General features: G+C 50.1%; 16 protein-coding genes. 7 read left to right on the forward strand and 9 right to left on the reverse strand.

The annotated features are described in order from the left end of the window. Nucleotides 1-106: 106 nt before the first annotated feature. Entirely contained in the window at nt 107-1,153 is a 1,047-nt protein-coding gene (locus VI01_RS06760; RefSeq protein WP_052696969.1) for an FUSC family protein, read from the reverse strand. Nucleotides 1,154-1,829: 676 nt separating this feature from the next. Between VI01_RS06760 and VI01_RS06770 the strand changes: the two genes are divergently transcribed. Genes VI01_RS06770 through VI01_RS25890 form a run of 3 tightly spaced genes read left to right on the forward strand, consistent with a single transcriptional unit; the run spans nt 1,830 to nt 3,314 of the window. After that, a complete protein-coding gene (locus VI01_RS06770; RefSeq protein WP_045814497.1) occupies nt 1,830-2,207 on the forward strand; it encodes a phage repressor protein in 378 nt (125 codons plus the stop codon). 2 nt (nt 2,208-2,209) lie between these two features. Next, entirely contained in the window at nt 2,210-3,016 is an 807-nt protein-coding gene (locus VI01_RS06775) for a Y-family DNA polymerase (RefSeq protein WP_052696970.1), read from the forward strand. Further along, nucleotides 2,928-3,314 carry a hypothetical protein gene (locus VI01_RS25890; protein WP_369801865.1) on the forward strand — a complete coding sequence of 129 codons (387 nt, stop codon included), beginning with the start codon at nt 2,928-2,930 and terminating at the stop codon, nt 3,312-3,314. Before VI01_RS06775 ends, VI01_RS25890 begins: the two co-directional genes overlap by 89 nt. Before the next feature lie 3 nt (nt 3,315-3,317). On the opposite strand, the gene VI01_RS25195 is transcribed toward VI01_RS25890, so the two are convergent. Then, a complete protein-coding gene (locus VI01_RS25195) occupies nt 3,318-3,713 on the reverse strand; it encodes a hypothetical protein (RefSeq protein ID WP_156149339.1) in 396 nt (131 codons plus the stop codon). A 532-nt stretch (nt 3,714-4,245) separates the two neighbouring features. Further along, complete coding sequence (locus VI01_RS25340; RefSeq protein ID WP_156149340.1) at nt 4,246-4,572, reverse strand: hypothetical protein; 327 nt, start codon at nt 4,570-4,572, stop codon at nt 4,246-4,248. Nucleotides 4,573-5,927: 1,355 nt separating this feature from the next. On the opposite strand from VI01_RS25340, the gene VI01_RS06785 reads away from it, so the two are divergent. Together VI01_RS06785 and VI01_RS25870 are read left to right on the forward strand one after the other, a co-directional pair. Beyond that, on the forward strand, nt 5,928-7,580 hold the full coding sequence (locus tag VI01_RS06785; protein WP_045814498.1) for a methyl-accepting chemotaxis protein: 1,653 nt from the start codon (nt 5,928-5,930) through the stop codon (nt 7,578-7,580). 757 nt (nt 7,581-8,337) lie between these two features. Continuing rightward, the gene (locus tag VI01_RS25870) at nt 8,338-9,504 is read left to right on the forward strand and encodes a PAS domain-containing methyl-accepting chemotaxis protein (RefSeq protein ID WP_045814499.1); all 1,167 of its coding nucleotides are present in this window, start codon (nt 8,338-8,340) and stop codon (nt 9,502-9,504) included. Between the two features lie 391 nt (nt 9,505-9,895). Here the strand turns inward: VI01_RS25870 and VI01_RS06795 are convergent, their stop codons facing one another. The 3 genes from VI01_RS06795 to budA are packed head-to-tail and all read right to left on the reverse strand — an operon-like array spanning nt 9,896 to nt 13,164. Further along, nucleotides 9,896-10,669: a (S)-acetoin forming diacetyl reductase gene (locus tag VI01_RS06795; protein ID WP_045814500.1), complete on the reverse strand. Its 774-nt coding sequence runs from the start codon at nt 10,667-10,669 to the stop codon at nt 9,896-9,898. A gap of 18 nt (nt 10,670-10,687) precedes the next feature. Beyond that, nucleotides 10,688-12,367, reverse strand: a complete 1,680-nt coding sequence (gene alsS / locus VI01_RS06800) for an acetolactate synthase AlsS (RefSeq protein ID WP_045814501.1) — start codon at nt 12,365-12,367, stop codon at nt 10,688-10,690. A gap of 14 nt (nt 12,368-12,381) precedes the next feature. After that, on the reverse strand, nt 12,382-13,164 hold the full coding sequence (budA, locus tag VI01_RS06805) for an acetolactate decarboxylase (RefSeq protein ID WP_045814502.1): 783 nt from the start codon (nt 13,162-13,164) through the stop codon (nt 12,382-12,384). 104 nt (nt 13,165-13,268) lie between these two features. Between budA and VI01_RS06810 the strand changes: the two genes are divergently transcribed. After that, complete coding sequence (locus tag VI01_RS06810) at nt 13,269-14,156, forward strand: LysR family transcriptional regulator (RefSeq protein ID WP_045814503.1); 888 nt, start codon at nt 13,269-13,271, stop codon at nt 14,154-14,156. A 75-nt stretch (nt 14,157-14,231) separates the two neighbouring features. Here the strand turns inward: VI01_RS06810 and VI01_RS06815 are convergent, their stop codons facing one another. Beyond that, complete coding sequence (locus VI01_RS06815) at nt 14,232-15,131, reverse strand: GGDEF domain-containing protein (RefSeq protein WP_045814504.1); 900 nt, start codon at nt 15,129-15,131, stop codon at nt 14,232-14,234. A 2,974-nt stretch (nt 15,132-18,105) separates the two neighbouring features. Between VI01_RS06815 and VI01_RS06820 the strand changes: the two genes are divergently transcribed. Continuing rightward, nucleotides 18,106-18,714 (forward strand): DUF2913 family protein, encoded by a 609-nt coding sequence (locus tag VI01_RS06820; RefSeq protein ID WP_045814505.1) that lies wholly within the window; start codon nt 18,106-18,108, stop codon nt 18,712-18,714. 880 nt (nt 18,715-19,594) lie between these two features. Here the strand turns inward: VI01_RS06820 and VI01_RS06825 are convergent. Both VI01_RS06825 and VI01_RS24745 read right to left on the reverse strand, forming a co-directional pair. Continuing rightward, nucleotides 19,595-21,721, reverse strand: coding sequence for a bifunctional diguanylate cyclase/phosphodiesterase (locus VI01_RS06825; RefSeq protein ID WP_045814513.1), 2,127 nt, complete (start codon nt 21,719-21,721; stop codon nt 19,595-19,597). A 527-nt stretch (nt 21,722-22,248) separates the two neighbouring features. Then, a complete protein-coding gene (locus VI01_RS24745) occupies nt 22,249-22,488 on the reverse strand; it encodes a hypothetical protein (RefSeq protein WP_039328794.1) in 240 nt (79 codons plus the stop codon). Between the last annotated feature and the right edge of the window lie 298 nt (nt 22,489-22,786).

Consider the following 22,786-nt stretch of genomic DNA (forward strand, 5'->3'; position numbering starts at 1 on the left):
GACCTGCATGGCATGCATGTTTTCGGTACTTATCCTGGCGTTCGTAACGGGCGTCACGCTGACGCGCCCCGCCCATCGTCCAGTGGATGGCATTAATGATAAAAAATCATCCTGTCCCTGAGCGGCTAACCTTCATAATTTGTTCCCGCGTGGCCATACGGGTAAGTATGATCGCCAGAATAGCAGTTGCCCCTCCCAGGGCAGTCGACTCAAACCGGTGCAGAGCAATACCTGTCTGAGGAATGCCGAATCCGGAGATCATGAAAACCACCATTGTGGTGATGAGAAAGCTGAAGAGGCCATACGAGCGATTAATCATTGAATAAGAGAAGGTGAAGGCAGCAAATCCGGTGATAATAAAGCCAGCCATTATTAATAACGAACTGCTGCAATAATCGATAAGGCCGGCTGCCGTAATGCAGCCTGTCAGCGTGCCAAGCACACGTGCCTGCACCCTTGATAACGTATCCCGGTAATTATTTCGCAGGCAGATGAGCAGCGTCATACCCGCCCAGTAGCCATTAGTCAGGTTTAGCAGATGAACTGCCGTCAGCGCACCAGCCATCCCCAGCATGCCGCATATGACTGACCATTGCAGATGGACACGATGTTTGTACTTAACAAGAAAATGCATTAAAAAACGTTTCCACGTGCCCGGGCTGAAATCGCGAAGCTGAAAGTTTCGTCGCTGGAAGATTATTGCCAGAATTATCATCTGTAGTGTTCCGCCTGCGCCGACAAGGCCGGCACGCAGAAGGGCATGCTCCGGGGTTCCGGCAAAGCTGCCCGACACGAGGTAAGTAATTGTCCACTGCTGCAGCATCCACCATGCACTGACATCGATGTTAGCCATCACCACATACAAGCCGGTGAAAAGCAGTGCACCGGCCACATACAGGGAAAATATATTTCCAGTCAGACTACCCAGCCAGGCAGAAAAAATAAGACCCGCCACAGTGGTTGCGAGCAATGACAGTGATGACCCCCCCCATGTTTTGTTTGCTCCGAAAGCAAGGGTAATCGCGCCACCTGTTGCGATACTGGCTGCGGCAACATGGTCGGTTAAATAGCCTGCAACGCTGATAACAATGATGGCGGGCAGGCAGTAAAGCCCCAGCGTAATATCGTGTCGGATACCCGGTTCAGACGGCATGAGATCTCCCGTATACAAAAGAGCTGAATAATGACTGAAAATGAGAAACCCGGCTGTGGCCTTCGTTGATAACACTGTTTACTTCTCATTTAAAATCCTGTTGATCGGCTTTTAAAATAATTGGTTTTAAGAGCCACTACGGGCAGCTTTCCTTAGGCCTTAATCCGGTTCAGCATTTCTGGCCTGCTCCCGATGAGGAGCAGCACACGCGTGCCTGGCGCGGCGTTGAACCGGCTAATGGGCTCCGGGTCGAGCGTAATTTCGTCCTATGTCAGGCACAACGCGTCAAAATACTCACCACGGCTGCTGTACTGCGCAAATCTTCCACACATGGTGAGCTCCCGCTGTGGCTGTAAGGATAGCGGCTTATACTGATATCAGAGATGTCATCCGGCCTGTACGCGTTGTAGGCAGGCGCTGTCAGGAGCACGTATGAATTACTATCAGAAGCTGAGTCAGCCCGTCGTCAGAGCGGAAATGGCGCATGACTGGCCGCCTGCCGCCTCGCAGTGGCAGACGCTGCTCAGACGGCCGGCAGCCCACCCCTGGCGACAGTGGATAATCGGGCGCGTAAAATACTGCAGGGCGCGCGCATGTGATATGCCCCCGCGACACTGAAGCCAGTAAAACCCGTTTTTTTCACCGCGCTTACCTGCTGTCAGAACGGAGACTGTCTATGGCCTTTCAGAGCCCGGCCCAGAATTACAGAGAGACGCGCCTGAACCTGGGTGACCTCGTCAGCCTCTCCCCTCATTCCACCTATCTGATGCGCAGCGACAGCGATTTTCCTGACGCCGGCATCGTGAAAGGTTCAGTGCTGGCCATCGACCGGGCGCTGGCCGCGACGCATGGCCAGCTCATTGTTGCCGAGGTGGAAGGCGAGCTCACGCTGCGGCGCCTGCTGCTCAACCCCGTTCCCGCCCTGCAGGCGCCGGATGCGGATGAAACCGTCACGCTGATCGACGTGAGCCAGCCGCTGCCGGTGTGGGGGGTGGTGGCCTATGCCCTCACCGACGTGGCCGGGCTGGGATTCAGCGGACCCGCCGGAGAGTGACCATGTTTGACCTTGCGGATGCCAACAACTTTTACGCCTCCTGCGAAACCGTGTTCCGGCCCGACCTGCGCGGCAGGCCCATCGTCGTCGTCTCTAACAACGACGGGTGCGTGATTGCCCGCTCGGCAGAGGCGAAGCGGATGGGCATTAAAATGGCCGCCCCGCTGTTTCAGAACGAGCGTTTCTTCCGCGAGAAGGGCGTGCACGTGTTCAGCTCCAACTACGAGCTGTACGGTGACATGTCGGCGCGCATGATGGCCATACTGGGAGAGATGGCGGCCGGGCAGGAAGTCTATTCCATCGATGAGAGCTTTCTGGACGTGACCGGGATTGGCAGCCTGATCCCGCTGGAGTCGTTCGGCCAGCAGATGCGTGCGCGTATCCGGCAGGAAACGGGGCTGATTATCGGCGTGGGCTTCGGGCCGACCAAGACGCTGGCCAAGCTCGCCAACCACGCGGCCAAGAAGTGGACGAAGACAAACGGCGTGGTGGATTTGTCCGAACGGAGCCGGCAGCGGAAGCTGCTGCAGCTGACTGACGTCAGCGACGTCTGGGGCATCGGGCGGCGCATCAGCGTGCGCATGAACCAGCTGGGCATCACCACGGCTCTGCAGCTGGCCGACAGCAACGTCAGCATGATACGAAAGAACTTTGACGTCATCACCGAGCGCACCGCGCGCGGCGGAAAAGCTCAGGGAACAGGACGCCCGCTGCCGGCACATCAGCGTCTCTACCGCCACGGGCCGGTACGGGGAAGGGCCGCAGTACTCGAACTCCGCATCGTGCATCTGCGACTATCCGACGAATGATACGCGGGACATCATTGATTCCGCGTTGCGGGGTCTGGGTACTATCTGGCGTGACGGCTACCGGTACGCGAAGGCCAGTCTCAACGGCACGGCAAAACTGCGCCAGTTAAATTTTGACAGCGAAGGTTCGTTCGACCTTTCTTTAGCGGCATACTTCCCCGCCACGGATTTCCTATGCCTCAAACAATGTTCTCCCGCAGCAACAATCGGAGGCTGTTACTTGTTGGTATCGTTGGGGAATCAGAACGAGTGTGCCAGCACTTACAATGTACACGAAAAAAGCCGCAACGCGGCTTAGAAGTTAATCTGATTTTTTATCAGCGGGTTCAATAAGCGATTCGATAAATTTCTTTTGCTTATCATTGAGCTTAAGTTGCTTTATTTTTTGTATATCAACGAGCTTAGTGGGCCCATTCACTTGGGCTACGGGTTTATTCTTACCGTTCTCATTGGCGAATGAGATAGCGGTAAATACCACCCCCCAAAATAAAACACAAAATAAAAAAACCATTATCCATGTCTTTCTTCTTATGTTTTTCAATACCCCTTGCTCCAAAAATGCCAAACGAACTACTAAGACAAATCTTAAACCAAGAAAGTTCTTAGTTAGTGGGAAATAAGACATATAGTGCAGAAACGCATGTAATTTCCACCAATTAAAAGCATGATATACTGCATTTGTTGTTTTTAACAACATATTTAAACATACCATATCAGTAATATCTGATAACTTTCTCATTGATCTATAGCAACTACAAAGTGCCTTCACTTGACTACTGAGGGGCAAACACTAACTGTTGATGGCTGTGCTCTGTCCGCTTTACTCTCGACCTTACAAGTAATATGTCAGAGGCCATGCTGTGTATTTAAGTGATTCGCCCGAAATATCTTCTTTAAGAGCATTTTTTATAGATTTTATTCCCCACCTTTCCTCCAGAACTAATGCGAAAGTATACCCCTCAACCTGTATACGGATAGATTCTTTGAGCTTTAAATATGAGATGGTTAATGGGCTGTAATGTTAATTCACTGATCCTGTCGTGAGCTTTTACGATCCGCTTCATTTTGTGAGTTTTACTATTGTTGTAATCTCTTCTGCCTGGTTCTGCTGCAAGTCGTTCTATCAGTGCATTCTGTCGATCGTTGCATCACCACTACTGATAAAGTGTGAGGGTCTTATAGCTTGATTGCATTTTCAACAGTTTGTCGCTTTCAGTATTTCCCGCGTATCAGGTATTACACAGCTCCTTATGACCGTCATAAAGATGCCCAAAAGGGTCGCCGTTCATTGGCATGAGGTATTGAGGTGGGAATACGCACCATCCATAACGTCTGAAATCACGCATCGAGACGGACATTTTTCCACCACACACAATTTCACCTGCGCATAGCCACCCACCTGTGTTTTCAGGCATTCTTCCGCAGGTACCGTCAGGTGCATTAAACAGCTCTCCAGCCGCGCACCAACTGATTAATGTGACAGATTTACCGATATTTTCAGGATTTACTGAGTAAATAACCAGGGCAACGCAACCTGCTTCAAGTACTGCTTTCATTGGTCTCTCTCCATATGATTTCATTTAGGCCGGAGTGACTTTCATAGCTAACCGCAAGTCTGATATCACCTGCCAGTAAGTTTGGTTTGAACTTCAGATGTGTCCGGATCCGGCTATAAATATCATAGGGTCATTATAGATATCCTAGAATGACGTCAGTCATTTCACAAAGATATGCCTTAAGCGCATAATCGGACCTGTTATTACAGAGCACGACTGATGAAATCTTAAGCTTCAGTTCGGCAAAGCGTGCTTTACCTGTCGCTGATGACTCTGGATTGTTGATTACGGCGGTCATGACCGGAGGCGGTTCATTAGGGTCGATACCCTCAGATTAAGCCAGTGCCTTACCGGACAATGTTTTCTCTAGCATTTATTTGTCTTTCAGTTTTCTATTACTTGCGTTCTGGTTTTCGTTTAACACACTCAGGTGTCAGAAAAGCGCTGCAATATCTGATGATACATAAACTGAATTCGGCAAAACATATGTATGCCCGCCTGTTATGGGGAAGGCTACGTTTAGTCTAGCTGAACCTCATGACATTCAACAGGTTATAGCCGCCGAACACATCTTTTCCTGATGAATTCAATTTCCTCTTTGAGCAACATGACCTCACCCTTCGTAATACATGAACACAGGGTCTTTTATCTTTTTATCGCGCTCTCAATTTCCCTGGTGCAAAAGTAAGTTATCTGTGCGGGTATGCCCAGGAATGATCAATGCCTAAAGTTGACAGTGTCCCGGTAACAGCCAGACAGACTAATAACAGAGCGAAAATCCCTACTCCCAAAATCTCAATAACTTTAAGAAAATGATGCGTAGTCATAAATACTCCTCTTCTGTTGATATGTTTGAAACGTACCTAATGAAAATAAGATATTACCGGTAAAGAACAAGCCAAATTTACACGATGAAACATAAAGGAGAACTTATTGATTTTTTTCGCTGCGAAAATTCCCTCCATCCGCAATCCCTGAACAGCCATTGTTACGTTGTTCGCTGTAGCTTAGATGTTGACCACATCTAAAATTTTTCATAACAAAAGAATAGACTTATCGGTCATTTCAATGAAAATGGTGATTTAACATGCGCAGAAGCAGAGGTCGTGCTTCAGACAAAGTTTTCTTATGTTTATCGCAGCTTGGTACTGCTCCGGTTTATCGCTGTAGGGTGAAAGCCGAGATCTGCCTCCTCAGGGTCAGATGACGCAACAAAATAGTAACCTGCATAGCGGAACTTTAATAAACATCAAGCCTCTCCCAGTAGATATTTAAAAAATAATCTATTAAAGCCTGTTGAAATGACGTCGATAATACATTGTTGATTTTTTATTAACTTTTATACCAGGGCTTATATGACCATTACACAGCGATTATTGATGGCGTTTTTTTTGTTGGCTGTATCTCTCTTATCGACTGTTGCCGTTTCACTTGCAGTGATTTCGGGCTTTCAGGCGCGATTCGAATATGTACAGGCCAATGCGATACCGAGTATCAAGGACCTGAACAAATCCATAAGTACCACGAATCAGCTGGGCATTGCGCTGTACCGTCATCAGACGGCTTTAACGAAAGCTGACCAGGACGCCGCACAAGAAAGTATCAACGACCTGCTTCACACACTGAAGTCACTTACTGATTATTACATGGCGAACGATATCTCCAGTGACGAAGATAAGGCTATGACTGAGCAGGCATTCCGTAACATTGATGCCGTTCGTGCTGCCCTACCCGCGTTCTTAGCTGCCTCAGGCAGTAATAATGATGATGCGGTTTCTTTGGCTCTACTCAGGGGGGACAAAGGTGTGGGTGCTGCCACGAGAGAAATGGAGTCACAATTCACTAAACAAATAGATTTAAATATTCAAATTGGTGATGGACTACGAGTCGTTAATAAGAAAATTTATTCTCAGACGTTCTGGATAATGACCTCTGTATCGGCAGGAGTTATCCTGGTTCTTGGCATATTTTGTATCAATATCGTTCTGGGTATAAAGCGCAGCCTGAACAATCTTCAAAACACAATAACTGACGTCAGCAACCACCTTGATCTGACGCAAGTGGCTTCCGTGATCAGAAATGATGAAGTAGGAAAGACGGCATCGGCGTTTAACAATCTGCTCAAAAGGGTCTCCTCAACGCTTGTATCGGTGAACCAGGCGGCACACTCAGTCAGTACGGGGTCAACACAGATTGCCGCAGGAAACGAAGATCTTTCATCACGTACAGAACAACAGGCGGCGTCGCTGGAACAGACTTCTGCAAGCATGGCTACCCTGAGCGATTCTGTTCGGCAGAATGCTGAGGGAGCTTTTGAAGCAAGCACACTGGCAAACAATGCTAATGATTTATCCCGTCAGAACAGGAACGCAGTCAGTGGGATGCTGGAAACCATGTCCGATATCCGCGGGAGTTCAGCAAAAATTTCTGAAATTACGGGACTGATTGAAGGAATTGCTTTCCAGACCAATATTCTGGCGCTTAATGCTGCGGTAGAGGCCGCGCGCGCCGGTGAACATGGAAGAGGGTTTGCGGTTGTTGCCTCTGAGGTGCGTAATCTGGCACAGCGTTCTTCTACTGCTGCACGTGAGATAAAGGACCTGATTTCACTTTCCGTTTCTCAGGTCGAACAAGGGCTTCAGCAAGCAACGCATGTTGGCGGTAACACAGAGAACGTCACCAGTGCGATTCAGCAAGTTGCAGACCTGGTTAATGAGATTGCGGCCGCAACATCTGAACAGAGCAAGGGCATCGAGCAGGTCCATCTGGCCATCGGGCAGATGGATGAGGTCACCCAGCAGAACGCCTCTTTGGTTGAAGAGGCTTCTTCAGCCTCAAAATCACTCCAGGAACAGGCTGAAACACTGTCAGGACTGGTGTCCACTTTCATCCTTGATAAAAATCAGGCCCATGCCGGGGTAAGTGTCAGGCCGGTAATCAGAAAAAATTCACAATTGCAAAAAATGCCTGATGTGATTGCTGCTAATGTGAGTAAAGTAAACTGGTAAAGTTTTTAATTTCTCCGGCTATTCTTTAAAAACAGGTTTATCATAAGCGCTGGTACGCCAGCGCTTTCCCGAGTTCTTATAGTTAATATTTATGAATCTGAATCTTCTGCACATAAAATGCTCAGAACAGATATGACAAGCTAATACTGTTAAAATTAGCTGACTTGTTACGGATAGCTGTCCTGCTTTAACAGGAAAAATCAATCTTAAAAATGGTATTTTCATCAATTGTCCAGAGTCAGAAAGTTGAAGATTTTATAGAAAACAGCACAGTCATTTATCTATTTTGGATTCATAAAACTTTACACAGCGTTAATTTCTAAATGTCCGACACTGATACTCCATTCAACCAGCGTCCTCGGGGGCACACCATCGCCGATGTTAATTTTTTAGTAATTAAAGAATAAGACCTTGAAAAAACTTCGTATCTAAAATTCGCCCAAAGAAACCTTAAATTATAAATAAACAGTGACTTTTTCAGTGCCGAGATTTCAGGGTCATGACTGCCTTATCCATGAACAGTAGGTAGCGTTGCAGGAGAACTAACGCCTGTTAACCCGAGCTGTTTGCTTTAGCTGCAGGGCATTATTATTAACAGAGAAATTATGAAACCCTGTGCTGACGACAAGTCCATGATAAGGCCATTTTAATACAGTTATTGTTACAACTTAATTTAATTCACTGAACTTCTGACTGTAGGCGCCGATAAGACATATCAGTCTTATTTAGTGCCGATGTAAATTAACCAGGGAAAATAATGTTCAAAAAATTTCTACAAAAAAAGCCTGCCATAGTACAGGTTAAATCAGCTATATCTGAAGTACCAGATATTCAAGAGCACTACGCATATCACAGTGACACTGAACTACTGAAGTGTGTGATGGAGATAGGGCATGAATGCGTCTGGTACATTGAGTCACCCGACAGGTACAGTGATTCGCCCGTATTTTTATCGCACTCAGCCCGTCGTCTTTTAGGTCTGCCCCCTGATGAAGAAGTCGGAACGCATTCTCTTATGCAGAGAGTTCATACACAGCATCAGGATGCTTTCACAGATTTCGTTTTCTCTTCACTCAGCCATGGTCCGGCTAAAAAACCGCTTCAGTGCATGGTCAAAACTGACAAAACCAATTTTCAGTGGTTTCTATTTCAGGCAAAGTACTGTGTGGAATTTTCGCCTCCGCGCTTAGTAGGCATTATCAAAAATATTGAACAGCAGACCACTCAGGCACGTCTTTTTGATATTGTTTCCACGCGCTTTGACCTGTCGCGGGAAATGCTCAACGACGGACTTTGGGATCTTGATATCATTGGAGGCAATCCGCTTAATCCTGATAACGTCTTCTGGTGGTCACCGCAGTTCAGAAAACTGCTGGGTTTTGAAACTGTCGAAGAATTTCCGGACGTGATGGACAGCTGGGCTTCACGCCTTCATCCGGATGACAGGCAGGCTGCACTTGACGCTTTCGTTAAGCACCTGATGGACTACAGCGGCAAGACAGGTTTCGATATAGAATATCGCCTTAAGCTTCGCAGTGGTGAATACCGGTGGTTTCAGGCTCGCGGTCAGACAAAGCGCGCGCACGACGGTACTCCGCTCCGTGCCGTCGGGGCGCTGATTGATATTCAGGCCCGAAAAGACCGACGGCTGCATGAAGATAGCGAGGTCAGGAGGAACATTCAGACAGCTGAAGCAGCTAAAGAAATTGCCGAACTGGTCTCAGAGAACGGAAATATTGCTGCACAGATTAAACTTATCTCTCTCAATGCCAGTATCGAAGCGGCAAGGGCGGGTATACATGGGCGTGGCTTCTCCGTAATTGCCAGTGCTATCAGAGGACTTGCGGAAAGGACGGCAGATATAACAGGACAAATTTCCCGTCTACAGAAACGCATACAAAGTTTTTCTGATAATACTGACTAGTTTCATGAGCATTGATTCTCTGACGTTACTTAACCTTCTTCACGGACTGACCTTTGGACCTTTTCATCTGATGAAGGATCAGGAAGGTATACAGCCTTATGTGTTCGAACCTCCTTTAGCAGAAGTGCGCCTTTGCTGGTTGATGAACAATTTACGTCAGCCTGCCAGAGCGTTTTGATTGTGAGGGTCTGGCTGGATCAACTTGCTTATGGTTAACCAATAAGCTGCCTCTTACCGCCTGATGATTCACATTGGGCCTTTTGGCTGAGGTCTGATACCAGAATGCAGACTGCGTATTTAAGACGAGATGCTTGGTTAAGTGCCTCCTCCTGGTCTTGAGCATGGCTAACTGCTTACTCACACAGGAATGTGAGTAAGCACAATTGAGGAATTAGTTGAATACCATTCCGCCATCGATGAGTAGCGATTGGCCGGTCATGTAGTTGGAATCAGGCCCCGCCAGGAATGACACACACGCGGCCACATCTTCCGGCTCGGAGAGTCGGCCCAGCGTAATTCGTTTTGCAAACTCTTGCGTGCCAAAGCCTGCTGGTTCCCCCGCAGCTTGAGAGATTTGTCTGTCAATGGATTCCCACATGGGGGTTTTTACAATACCCGGACAGAAGGAGTTAACAGTAATACCTCGATTTGCAAGGTCTTTTGCCGCCGTCTGCGTGAGCCCGCGAACGGCGAACTTACTGGAGCTGTATACGGCCAGATCCGGATTCCCCACATGCCCTGCCTGAGAGCAGGCGTTGATGATTTTACCGCGGTGTTTCTCCGCGACAAACGCGCTGATTGCTGCCTGCATACCCCAAATCACACCCTTGACGTTGACATCATAAACCTTATCGATGATCTCCTCGGTGATATCCGCTATAGGAGTTGATGGCGCAATACCAGCATTGTTCACAATTACATTAAAATCCCCCAAAACATGGCGTGCTTCATTAACGGCATGAAAGACCTGCTCGCGCTGGGTGACATCAACCCTTAGTGCTATAGCTTTTCCTCCCGACCGGACTATCTCATCAGCGACATGCTGTGCTGTTTCGACATTGAAATCCGCGATGGCAACCGCAAAGCCGTCTTTAGCCAGGCGGATGGCAATAGCTGAGCCGATACCCTGGCCGGCTCCGGTCACAAATGCGACTCTGTTTTTCATAATATTTTCCTTTTTAAATCAGAGGATTTGGCTCAGGTGCAACTGACTCATCAGTAGCGGGTTGTCGCTATAGTCGACCGGGATTGCAACCACTGCAGGGCCGCTGACATCCATCGCGCTGCGTAACGTTGCCTCGAGTTCTTCTGCACAGTTAACTGCGAAACCGGTGGCGCCGAATGCTTCGGCATAGGCTTTAAAGTTAACCGGGCCGAAGTTGACGCCTGATATACGCTGATACTTTTTATCTTCCTGCATCGCGACCATGTTGTAGGCGTTATCGACCCAGATGATGTGCAGAATATTGGCTTTTAGCCTGACGGCAGTTTCCAGCTCCATGCTTGACTGCAGAAATCCGCCGTCCCCGGAGACCGACACGACTTTGCGTGAAGGATCAACTAACCAGGCTCCGATAGCCCATGGCAGAGCGACACCCATAGTCTGCTGTCCGTTGGAAATCATAATCTGGCGCGCCCGGAAACTGTACAGATAACGCGCTATCCAGATATGGAAGCTGCCCATATCAACGGTAAGACTGATATCAGAGTTAACGATGTCCTGCATCGCACGTACGATGCGCAGTGGGTGCAGTGCAAACTGATTCAGGGTGGCGCCTTGCATGGCCAGCAATTGCCGTTGGTGCTGTCGGTCTTCCAGTACAGAAGAAGCGGCGTTGCTGAGTTGAAGTGGTAAGTGAATGTGCGCGGCAATCTTGCCTACGGTCTGCGCTATATCGCCCACTAGTTCAGCGTCGGGTAGATAGTGGTTATCTGTATCAGCTGGTAACACATCAATATGCACCAGAATCGCTTTACCACTGTTCCACATGGCCGGTTCATACTCTACCGGGCTGTAGCCAATAGTGATGATCAGGTCAGCCTGCTGCAACAATCTGTCACCGGCCTGGTTATTAAATAATCCTACACGACCTGCGAACCGAGAGAAGTTCTCCTGTTTGACCGCGCCTGCAGCTTGATATGTACTGGTCGCAGGGATCTGGCTTTTTGACAGTAATTCATGGATTGCGGCACTGTTTTCTGGCTGGCTGGCCATCAGTCCCAGCAAAATGACAGGATTTTTTGCCCGGCTTATTTCCTGGCCGACAGCGGCAATCAGGCCATCGGGAGCGGCACCCAGCTTGACGTGCCCATGGTTTTTCAAAGGGCTACCGGAAACAGGCTGATCGATAACATCCTGTGGCAGGCTGATAAATGCGCCTCCGCCGCGTCCATTTTCAGCATGACGAAAGGCATTCGACACACATTCGGGCAGTGCGGCAGGGTCTGTCACCTCAACAGCATATTTAGTGACCGGACGAAACATCGAAACGGTGTCCATGCTCTGGTGAACCTGTTTGGCGCTATCCGACCGTTTAACCGCTCCTCCTATTGCCACCACCGGATCCCCTTCACTGGTAGCGGTTGCCATACCGGTAATCAGGTTAGAGCAACCCGGGCCGGAGGTAACGAGTGCGACACCTGCATGTCCCGTCAGTCTGCCTACCGCGGCGGCCATAAAGGCGGCATTTGCTTCATGCCTTACGGGGATTAGCTGAATGGGTGAATCCAGCAGTGAATCGAATACTTTGTCTATTTTGGCTCCGGGGATCCCAAACACCTGTTTTACACCTTGTGCTTCAAGCTGCGCGACAACTAAATCGGCGCCGCTATTCCAAATAGCATTATTGTTCAACGTTTTCATTTTGCCTCCTGCTGTTAGCTTTCGACGGACCGAATTGCTTCATCAAGATTGTGAGGATTGAGCTCTGCCCGAAGAAATTCGTTGTCTCTGGGTAATTCAACGATAAGCTTGCTAATCGCGCCGAAGGTCAGATTTCCCTCTCTGAGCACGTAATCGAGGATGTGCCCACCACCCTGCCGGTCATCAGTAATGAAGTGCTCGTGATAACCTGCTACGTTGATTCCTTGCATGTATTGCGGTGTGCGAAAGCCGATTAATTCACCCAGGGTGTCCTTGAAGGTGAATGTGGGCTGATTGCCCAGTACTTCAGGCATCGAGCGATAAGGACGGCACTGACAGGGTACTGTTCGTGTCTGAACAGTATGGAAGTGTCCGCTGATGCGCATGGCGCAGAATTGATTGTCTGAGGTGACTTTGCTGTTGATAACCTGATGAACATCTTCTCGTGTAGCAGTTTCGGCTAGGCGGTGATGATACTCTGGTTTGAAAAAGGTCATCACAGCAAAAGGCGTCTTTTGTCCGGGATTAGCAGGGTTGGCGGTGCCATCAGAGCGTAGTTGATAAACATTACTGTCAAAGGCAATGAGTTCTCCATCCAGCCGATTAAAGGTCCCCAGACCAAAGTCACCTTGTTTCAGCAGCTCGGAAACTGTAGTTGAACCGTCATAAACCCCACTAAGTAATGCGCTCATGAGTGAAGTCTGATAGATGATTTTTTCTGGTGAATCAACATTAATTTTTTTAACAGTTTCTCTCAACTGTTCATCGCATTTAGACTCAGATACAAAGTTATACATTTGCCACCTCGCAAATCGATAGTTAAGCCGTCTTAATGTCATCTTGGTCTTTTTAGCTGACCGAATCCAATAGCGAAACATGTTAACTTTGAGACGTTTTTGATATGGAACTTCGACATCTGCGTTATTTTATTACTGTCGCTGAGACGCTGCATTTCACTCGTGCCGCTGAGGCTCTGGGCATCTCTCAACCCCCGTTAAGCCAACAAATTCAGCGGCTGGAGCATGAAATTGGGACACCTTTACTGAAACGTCAGACGCGTGGTGTTGAACTCACCGAAGCAGGCAGGGCATTCCTTAATGATGCCTTAGAAATTGTGCAGCTTGCCGATCATGCGCTTGAGAGAGCCCGCGGCATGGCTAGGGGCATAAGCGGACAAATCCAACTGGGTTTTGCCAGTTCAGTGGCCTTTGGGGCGCCAGTTTTTGAACTTATTCATCGATTCAAAACGCATTATCCGGCGATGGAACTCATCACCCGGGAAGAGAATATGGCTTTGCTGATGCAGGATCTGCATGATGGATTACTAGACGCAGCATTTATTCGCTTACCCTGTGAAAGCAGTAAATCGTTTAATCTGAAGGTTATTGCAACTGAGAGAATGATGATTGCTTTACCTGCAGGTCATCCATACAGTCATCAACGCACCGTTTCGTTGGTGCATCTGGCGGATGAAACATTGATTATGTTTCCGCGTGAAGTCGCTCCCAGTCTTTATGAACTCATCGCCAGCACATGCATACGCGCAGGATTTACCACCACGCGATTTCTTCAGGCGCCACAAATAATGTCTTCTCTTGGTATGGTAGGGGCAGGATGTGGCATCGCATTAGTGCCTGAGTCAATGTGCTGTGTGAACAATCCGAACATCGTGATTTGTGAGATTGAAAACAACACCCTATACACTGACATAGCTTTTGCCTGGCGGCACAGAAATCCCTCTAAGGCAGTATTGCATTTACTTAAATTATTAGATGCACAAAGAAATTAGCTTAAAAAGCCCGACTAAAAGACTTCATAGTTTGTAAATTAAAAGGGCATCTCGCCCTTTAAAAAATCAGATATTTTAACTGCGATAGCGTTGACCATACATGATACAGTCTCTTCCAGCACTTTTTGCCCGATATAGAGCATTATCAGCAGATGTAATAGCAGCGGAAGATGAGTCCTCTTTCTGCTTTATTGCCACTCCAATACTTAACGTCACCCCGATACTCCCATTGCAACCATCTGAGACTGAAGTTTTTATATTCCTGATAACATCTTCAGCATTTGTGTTATCAAAAATAATAATAGCAAATTCTTCACCCCCAGATCTTGAAATGAAAATTTCATCTTTCACAAACGAACTCAGCCTCAGGCCCATGTTTCTCAGCACCTTATCTCCAGCCTCATGACCGTATGTATCGTTGATTTTTTTAAAATGGTCAATGTCTGCAATGCAAATTGTACCAGCCCTGCTTTCAAGCTCTCTAAGTTTAACATTGAGGTGTCGTCTGTTTGGTAATCCGGTCAGTTCATCTGTTAATGACAGACTGACTGCGGATTTATAATTATGATTAACATAGTCTATGAATTTATTGAACGAATAAATGATAACCAGCATGGCTGGAACATATAAAAGAGCGGCAATAACAGATGCTGTATCCCTATCAATCAAGTTAAGGCCTCCAGCCATAGACGCAAGGGCGGAATTCAGGAGAAAAAATAAGCTTACCCTGAAAGCCAGCAGATGTATATCTCTCGACAATATATTGAAGGACTTTCTAATAAACCATACCATTACTGTTACAGTGCAAGAGTTTATAAAGAAATAAAAATTTATTTTTGTTGTGTCACCTATTACCAAAAAAAGGATGGCTATGAACGCAGTCATAAAACAGGTGTAAATAATTATCATTCTGTAAAGAAGGCCTTCTGGGGACTCTACCTCATGAATGAGCTTATCATGTATTTTAAAATTCATCACACAGACCTAAATTAAGTTAAGGGAAGATAGTACCACGGAATGGACAGTCTAGGTTAGATTTTGTGCTAATGCAGTTAGGATAACCTCACCTGAATAAATAAATTTTTCTCAGTTCAGTAGTGCTGACCACGTAATTTAATAAAAACGGTCAATTAGTTTTGACGCTTTATTTATATTTTTACTTTACATTTCGAGCTTACTGCATATTCAGCAGAATTCTGGTAATTTAGTGATAAATCTGCTACGGGAACCTTATTATGCTCACGGCCGCCCTGAAGCTTTTCGGTGACGATTCAGCGCTTTTCAATTATTCAGTAACAGTTATGGTGCCGGGAGGCCTCCCGTGGCTAAGAAACATCACAACCTGTGTCGCTTCATTCTTTCACGTGTCCTGCTGTTTACCCCCTCCCCATAGGCTGATATATACAATGATTTTTAATAGCAGGTTGCCGGAACGCGGGGTGCCTTCCGGTAGACGAAGAACAGCCTCCCTCATCCGCAAACTTGCGCTGGCTCTTATCTCATGCCAAGCCATATAGGAGGATTTGTTCCGACTTTGAAATGTCTGCGCCGCCGGGTGCCTCCCGGTGAGTAAGCCCAGCCAGTCTTATCCGCTATTGTGCTTGTTGCCACTCAGGAGAGTGATTGCTGTCGCCCCGTCGCCCCATCGCTTAGAGGGATTCGCCGCATTGATAACAATCTAAAACATATAATAAAAATAATAAAACCTGACGCATTGCATCGTGGAATGCTCAGTTGAGCTCTGGGAGAATTAATACAAACAAAAAGCCCCTACGGTTGAGCAGGGGCTTCCGGCCTGATATGCGAGATGAATGATTGGACTAGCGAATGAAACACACCAGGCAATTTAATTTTTACAAAATCGCTTTTTTAATGTCAAGCATCTCTATTGAAAAATACACAGCCAGAGCGGTGACCTGGATTTGATGCGCTCTTTTGTCGTTAATTGTTAAATAACAGTTCATCGCCAGAATTAGAGCATAGGATTTAGGCTTAACCCGGGCTTGCCTAAGCTGTAGAAGAAGATTCAGGTCCCGGATTCCATTTAAAAGATTGATCTAATTTTTTGAATAGCAGATGTTTTCTGCTGATTTCATCCTGTACATGCCGATTGCTTTCCACCATGGTTTCACCCTGACGGGCAGGACACTCGCTGACCCCGGAAGTTAGAGTACTAGCTGTAAAGACCTGTCCAATGATATATGCCGGGATCCCGGCAAAGATGTCCGCAATATGGCGATATTATGTTGATAAATTGAGTCTGAAAGATTGACGAATATCGTAATGCGGTGAGGGTTACGCCCTGATGTTAAGTAGAATACCTCAAGCAAGCCTCGGGCGAAAATATCTCTTCCGGTGACTCAGGACCAGGCTGCAGCTCAGCCAGTTCTTTCAGCATTCAGAGAGAAGCGATGACCGGCTTCCAGTGAGGGGATCACAGGATTAAAGACCTTATTGTTGCGCACTCCCGCATGATACTGCCCCCCTCGCCTATTCCCGAGGCAGGTCGCCTCCATGTCCAGAATGCCGTTAGGTAAATAATAGGCTGGAAAAGCGAAGGCTCACGTCCTGTGATGTCAGTCCACATAGCAGGCTCCCTAGTAACCTTGGCTTCGTGCACAATCTCGTTTTTTAGTCCATGGAACTTCACTTACGGCCTCTAAATCAAAAAGATGATTTTGCAGATATTTTTTGACATGTCTTGAAGACGATCTAGGTTATCGGGGGTCTGGAGCAGTTCCGGACCTGGGTGCAATGGAAAATTGCATCTTTTACCGGGCGCTGGCCCGGTTTTTGACTTCACCGCGAAAAAGGTAAATTTACGCTCCCTACGCCCTTCTGGCAGCGCAAGCCAGTGGATTATCCTGTAGTAGCGTATTGCAGCATTACCTTGCATAAATAGTGAATGGAAATGGCTTCAAGTGGCATCGTGCTTACCGCTTCCCATTCGGTCCTGTGCGTAAATTGCCACTGTCTGGCTGTCTTCAGACCTCAATATATTCAGTTCAGCTCATACCTTCTCCGTATTACTGGCATTAAATATGAACCTCGTTAAGGTATTGCGCAAAGCACCTTCCATTTTTCAGATAACTGAAAGTCTGCCGCTTTATCTTTCGGCTCTGTGATAGGTACTGGCGTAAAGAGGATACAGACTAAATATTAACGTTACGAAAGTTTAAATCGCAGCAGGTGCTATGCTCAATGTGCGGTGAATCCCTCTAGCGACGGGGCCAGACTACACAAGTACAGCAGGAATACAGGGGCGATTCAGGTGGTAGTCTCTCTGAATCACCGGGAGGCACCCGGCACCGCAACTTTTTACAACTGCTTCGCAAAAAAGGCCATGACCCATCTCAGGAACAGGTAACGGCTGCCAGCGCAACAGAATTGCTGACTAAATGCCGCTTCTCATTGGTCTGCATAACAGCCCCACCGCGCCCAGGCTCTAGTGTAAGTGTTTCGGCATCGCTGCACTGATGCCGTTGCCGCACCATATCTGGTGATGTTCATGGCGCCTGAGGCTGGCAAAAGGTTGGAGGGGCTCCGCCGCCGATTGTAACTATCTTATGTCCTCATCGGCCGTCTGCAGGGGATGACGCTCCTTTCTGCAGAGCCAGAATTATTCCGATAGCCTGTCAGGTTATTGCTATCTAGGGAGATGACATTTCCCGGGAGCATCTGGTGCTGTTGCAATGGCATCTTTACGCGACCTGTAAGCGCGAAAAGTTGACCCTATTCCCTTTATTCAGGAGACCGGTAACTGACAGCCGCGCCGGATATTGATACAGAGAATTATGATTCGTGCCGGGCGCGCTGCTACTGGCTTCAGCCCGCCTCTAAAGCTGAAGGTGCCTTACGCCCGGTTCATTTACCTGAACATGAATGATGTCTTACATTGGTTTTTTCAGGTGCCTCCGTTTGCGGGAGGAACTGCATTAAAGGAATACCCATGGACAACGGTAACCTCGGGGTCAGTCATCTTGCCTGGTGCGGGCTGGTTGCTCTGCATATGGCCCGCCGCGACGGGCTCAGTAGTTCAGCCGCGCAGGATAATCTTTTTCTGGTCAGATGGCTGGCTGTGGCTGAGAAGCAGCGACGCTTTTCCAGGGGGCTGGCCGGCGATATCAGCTGGTTGCTGAAAGAAGGACGCGGAAAAGGGCTGCAGGCTGACCTGCCCGGCAAGCTGGACTACCTCTGGCGCGCGGGAAGCGGCAACCTGGGAGCACAAAACGACCTTTACCGCCTGCAGCACGCGCTGCAGGCGGTAAAGCTAACAGGCTGGATTTATATGGTGCTGGCCGGGCGCGAATGGTGCGGCCGGCACCAGCTACGGCTCAGCCCGACGGTGTCCGGCGTGTATCTTTGCCGCAGCGCGCTGGACAAGGGATTTGATGAGCATGGCCGACAGACAGCACCGCTGTCTGCACGACTCACCGGCGAATTGCCTGCGCTGGATGCCATACTGAAGCGATCGGGCTGGCGTAGGGTGCCAGTGCCCGGTAACGACGCGCTGCTACACCACCTGCTGGCGGAGGATTTCCCTGCAGAGTGCGGATAGCTTGCGCGCCCATCCGTACAACGGTATCAGGGCAATTTACGGGCTTCATTCGCCCTTTAACAACATTAAACTGAGCAGAATGCATACTCACCATGCTCGCCGCGGAGTTACCCTGAGCTTAATCCCTCTCAGGCTGCGGGTCGCCTCGCTTGAGACAACAGTTTCCTTAAAAGCCTGCATTTCATTACCTGACACGGCATCAGCTGGAGTTCTGATGAGAATCCATGAATATGAAACCGTTGAGGAAATTTTTATGATGCCTGTTTCGCGGCCGGCATGTGCTGCCTCAGGCTCGCCAACGAGAGCGGGGAATTAAATCGTGAGCGACTGGCCATCGAGCTGATGCAGCTCTTTAAGTAAAAACAGAGAAGAATGTTCCCCTTCTTTGCTGTTCGCCATTGAACAGCTCCGCGACGAGCCAGATCAGTAACTGGATAAAGAATCATAGTGAAACGCCCGGCACAGCTTTCGTCTTCGATAGCCTCAGCAGGTCAGCCCTAACCGTCAGGGATTGGCTAAATCAGGTCCCTGCCCTGATGAAGATGACCTGCCTTTCTGCTAACCGTCTGCCACATGAACGCCTTTTCAGTCAGGCTGCGTCATGCGCGATTTCTTCTGCCCGGCCGCGCGACGTCTCCGGATTCAGCTCCTCACGAACGGCGCCAGGAGATAATACCAGTGGGCGCCTGTCATAAATGTCGGCCATACACTGCTCGCAGCCTCATGATCAGAACCCTTCTTTACTATGACCCTTCCCGTACGGCTGCAGACGACACTAATATTGGACCGATTTTATTTGTAGAATGTAAAGAACGGTTGTTTCCTTTTTCCATTTTGTTTCTCACCTCTGATGCGCAGCGACGGTAACTCCCCCGATTAGTCATTTGTCCATGATTGTCATGCTGGCGTTTTCCGCGGCAAGCAGAGCTTCAAAGGCCGCTGCTGTCAGGGGCCTGCACAGCCCGTTGCCCTGCATGATGTCGCACTGAGCGCCAGTCACGGAGGCCCTTTGCCCCACATCCTCCACCCCCTCCGCCGCCACGCTGAGCCCGAGGCTTTTCCCCAGCCCCGCGATGGCCCTGAACATCATACGCACGCGCATGTTGGTATCGAGCTCAAGAGTCAGCGACTTGTCAATCTTGAAGCCGCTGACGAAGCCGTGTCGCAGCAGGCTGATGGCGCCCAGCGTACGGCCGTAATGATCTATAACAAATGCGGCCCCCGTGAGCTGGATGGCTGCGAACTGCGCCGGAGCATCCTGAACGAGCTCCGCCAGCAGCGGCTCATCAACCTCCAGGTCCACAAAGACTGCGTCGCCGGCTGCCGACTCCCGCAGCACGCTTTCCAGCCCGGGGTCGGAAAGCTGTCGCGGGAACAGGTTAATGCTGACCCGAAGCTCCGGGCAGCGGACCTGCCACTGGCGGACCTGCGCCAGTGCGGTGCGGATAATCCATTCACCGAGCGTAACGGACAGCGGGCTTTTCACCAGCATCTCAATAAAATCAGCGGGCAGCAGCAGGCCGCGGGCAGGATGCTGCCAGCGCACCAGTGCCTCGCAGCCGAGCAGGCGGCCGGTAACAGCGTCATAACGCGGCTGGTAGTGCAGAATGAATTGCTGCTGGCGAACCGCGGTTTCCAGCTCGCGCTCAAAGCGCCGGCGGCGCTGCTCCGCCGCCAGGAATTCAGGCCGGAACAGGACGCTGCAGCCCTTACCCGACGCCTTTGCCCGGTAGAGCGCCAGGTCCGCCGCCGACATCACGGCCGACGTGTCCTCTCCGTGTTCAGGATAGGCAGCAATACCTGTGCTGGCGCCGACCACCACAGGTGAGCCGTGGTAACTGAAAGGCCTCTGCACCGCGGCAATCAGGCGATCTGCCGTCAGTCCGGCACCGCTACTTCCGCCCGGCAGCAGGATGATAAACTCGTCGCCGCCGAGCCGGGCGGCGGTAACCGCTCCGGGGCACGTCTGCCGGATCTGCTCCGCTACGTGACAGAGCAGCGCGTCGCCGGCGGCGTGCCCGAGCGTGTCATTGACTTCCTTGAAGCCGTCCAGATCGATCATCAGCAGGGTATAAGGCACGTCGGCCTCCGTCAGCTGCCCCAGCTGCTGCATAAACGCACCGCGGCTGGCCAGGCGTGTCAGCATGTCCAGTGAGGCGAGTTCGCAGAGACGGGCCTCGCTCTCATGCCGGGCGGTAACGTCGCGGATGATCATCCCCACCAGGCGTTCTCCGCCCTCCCGCCAGCCTGAGAACGATACGTCGGCCGGAAATTCCCGGCCGTCCCGCCTGAGCCCCCATATCTGCAGCGTGCGCGGCTGCGAAATCGCCGCCTCGTCGGCCGTCAGGCGCTCCAGCTCGTTGCGGTAGTCGGTCTGGCAGCGCTCGGGAATAAGCCCGGCTACATACTGACCCGCCATCTCCTCCGGCCCGTAACCGAACATCGCGGTGGCAGCCGGATTCCAGAAGGTGATGCCCTGGCGCAGGTCGGTGCAGATGATGGCGTCCGGGGAAGTGGCCGAGATGGACTCCAGCCGCTGCTGGCTGGCGTGGCGCAGCAGTTCAAGCCGGTGGACTTCCATCCGGTCCATTACCAGCGCAGCAATGTCGGTCAAATGTTGCCGATCCGCGTCCGTGAGCGGCGGGCGCGGCTGCGTGTCGGTCAGGCATACGGTACCGATATGGTGCCCGTCCGGGGTAGTCAGTGGGATCCCCGCGTAGAAGCGAATGTGTGGGTAGCCGTGCACCAGCGGGCTGTCGCGAAAGCGCGGATCGTCCAGAGCGTCGGGCACGCAGAGGATCTCGCCCTGCGCCAGCGTGTGGTCGCAGAAGGCGACGCTACGGGCAGTGCCGGTAATGTTAAGCCCGTAGCGGGATGCAAAAAGCTGCCGCTGGTCATCAATCAGTGAAACGAAGGCGGTGGGTACGCGAAAAAGGCGCGCGGCGAGCGTGGTGAAGCGGTCCAGCGCGTTTTCCGGCAGCGCATTCGCCTGCTGATAGGATGCCAGCGCCGCGAGGCGGGCAACCTCGTGGTCTGATGTCGGGCGTTTCAGGGTTTGTCCCCCCAGAGGTCGAATGAGCTGTGGCCGGCATGACACAGCAAAAAGGGGACACGTTCAATCAGACGGGGCCGCAGAAATACCTGCGGCCCCGCCGCCGGAAGAAAGGCCCGTAAGCTGACCCCGCCGCGGGCAGGGTCAGGGATAACAGTGACGCCCGGCTGTACCGGTGTCACAAAAACGTCATTTCAGGACCATTCCTGGCCGCGTTCAGCGCTGCAGTGCGGCGCACCGCAGGCAGATAACGCAGTCGGGGTGCCGCAGGCGCGCGGACTGAAGCGCATGCCTGAGCGAGTAAAACGTGCCAATAAAGCGGACTCCGCCGGCCTCAGCCAGTTCAACACCCCGCGCAATGCACTTCCTGGAGCGCGGTGCGTCCGCGCCGCACCGCGTAGTAGTATTTACCGCTCATGTCCTTATCCTCTTATCGGCCGCGCCCGACTGAACTTCAGCGAGCAGTCAGCGGACAGAGCCTGCTACTTTTTCTTTTGCGGCACAAGGGCATAATGCGGATGACGCCCGGCGAGCAGCAGCAGGAGTTCATACTCCCCCTGGCTGAGGGGGGCGGGATTTTTTGCCGCCTCCTTCATCTGCCAGACGCGCAGGCTGAGCTCAAATCGCTCTGCGGCGGCCTCCTGCGACAGGCCAGCAGCAAGCCTGAGCTCGCGGACGTCGGAACCGACCGCAACGGGCCGGTACAAAAGTTGATTTCCCAGAAGACACTCCTTTCCGACTGGCGGATCACAACGGACCCTCAGAATAAAAAATACCGGGGCTCGCCCCAATTCATTACATTATCTTAACATTAACCTTATAGTTCAATGCGTCATGAATTGTCTACGGGATAATTAACAGCAGGCACTTCATTTATTTTTATTCTGCTAAGTCAAATCAGACAAACAGCCTAACGGGCATATTATCCATACGACCAGGAATCCTCTCCTTTTTTTACGAAATCCTGACAGAAGGATTATTCCGGTATTTTCCGGATGATTATTCGCCAGGATAGGCAGG

It is taken from the genome of Pantoea sp. SM3, assembly GCF_000963995.1.
Classification (GTDB): Bacteria; Pseudomonadota; Gammaproteobacteria; order Enterobacterales; family Enterobacteriaceae; genus Pantoea; species Pantoea rwandensis_B.

Bases quoted from the DNA above. Each gene is read 5' to 3' on its own strand.
- alsS (WP_045814501.1), bottom strand. From the start codon at position 12,367: ATGAAAACGTTGAACAATAATGCTATTTGGAATAGCGGCGCCGATTTA.
- VI01_RS06760 (WP_052696969.1), bottom strand. From the start codon at position 1,153: ATGCCGTCTGAACCGGGTATCCGACACGATATTACGCTGGGGCTTTAC.
- VI01_RS06785 (WP_045814498.1), top strand. From the start codon at position 5,928: ATGACCATTACACAGCGATTATTGATGGCGTTTTTTTTGTTGGCTGTA.
- VI01_RS06820 (WP_045814505.1), top strand. From the start codon at position 18,106: ATGGACAACGGTAACCTCGGGGTCAGTCATCTTGCCTGGTGCGGGCTG.
- VI01_RS06815 (WP_045814504.1), bottom strand. From the start codon at position 15,131: ATGAATTTTAAAATACATGATAAGCTCATTCATGAGGTAGAGTCCCCA.
- budA (WP_045814502.1), bottom strand. From the start codon at position 13,164: ATGTATAACTTTGTATCTGAGTCTAAATGCGATGAACAGTTGAGAGAA.
- VI01_RS25195 (WP_156149339.1), bottom strand. From the start codon at position 3,713: ATGTTGTTAAAAACAACAAATGCAGTATATCATGCTTTTAATTGGTGG.
- VI01_RS06810 (WP_045814503.1), top strand. From the start codon at position 13,269: ATGGAACTTCGACATCTGCGTTATTTTATTACTGTCGCTGAGACGCTG.
- VI01_RS25870 (WP_045814499.1), top strand. From the start codon at position 8,338: ATGTTCAAAAAATTTCTACAAAAAAAGCCTGCCATAGTACAGGTTAAA.
- VI01_RS06775 (WP_052696970.1), top strand. From the start codon at position 2,210: ATGTTTGACCTTGCGGATGCCAACAACTTTTACGCCTCCTGCGAAACC.
- VI01_RS06770 (WP_045814497.1), top strand. From the start codon at position 1,830: ATGGCCTTTCAGAGCCCGGCCCAGAATTACAGAGAGACGCGCCTGAAC.
- VI01_RS25340 (WP_156149340.1), bottom strand. From the start codon at position 4,572: ATGAAAGCAGTACTTGAAGCAGGTTGCGTTGCCCTGGTTATTTACTCA.
- VI01_RS06795 (WP_045814500.1), bottom strand. From the start codon at position 10,669: ATGAAAAACAGAGTCGCATTTGTGACCGGAGCCGGCCAGGGTATCGGC.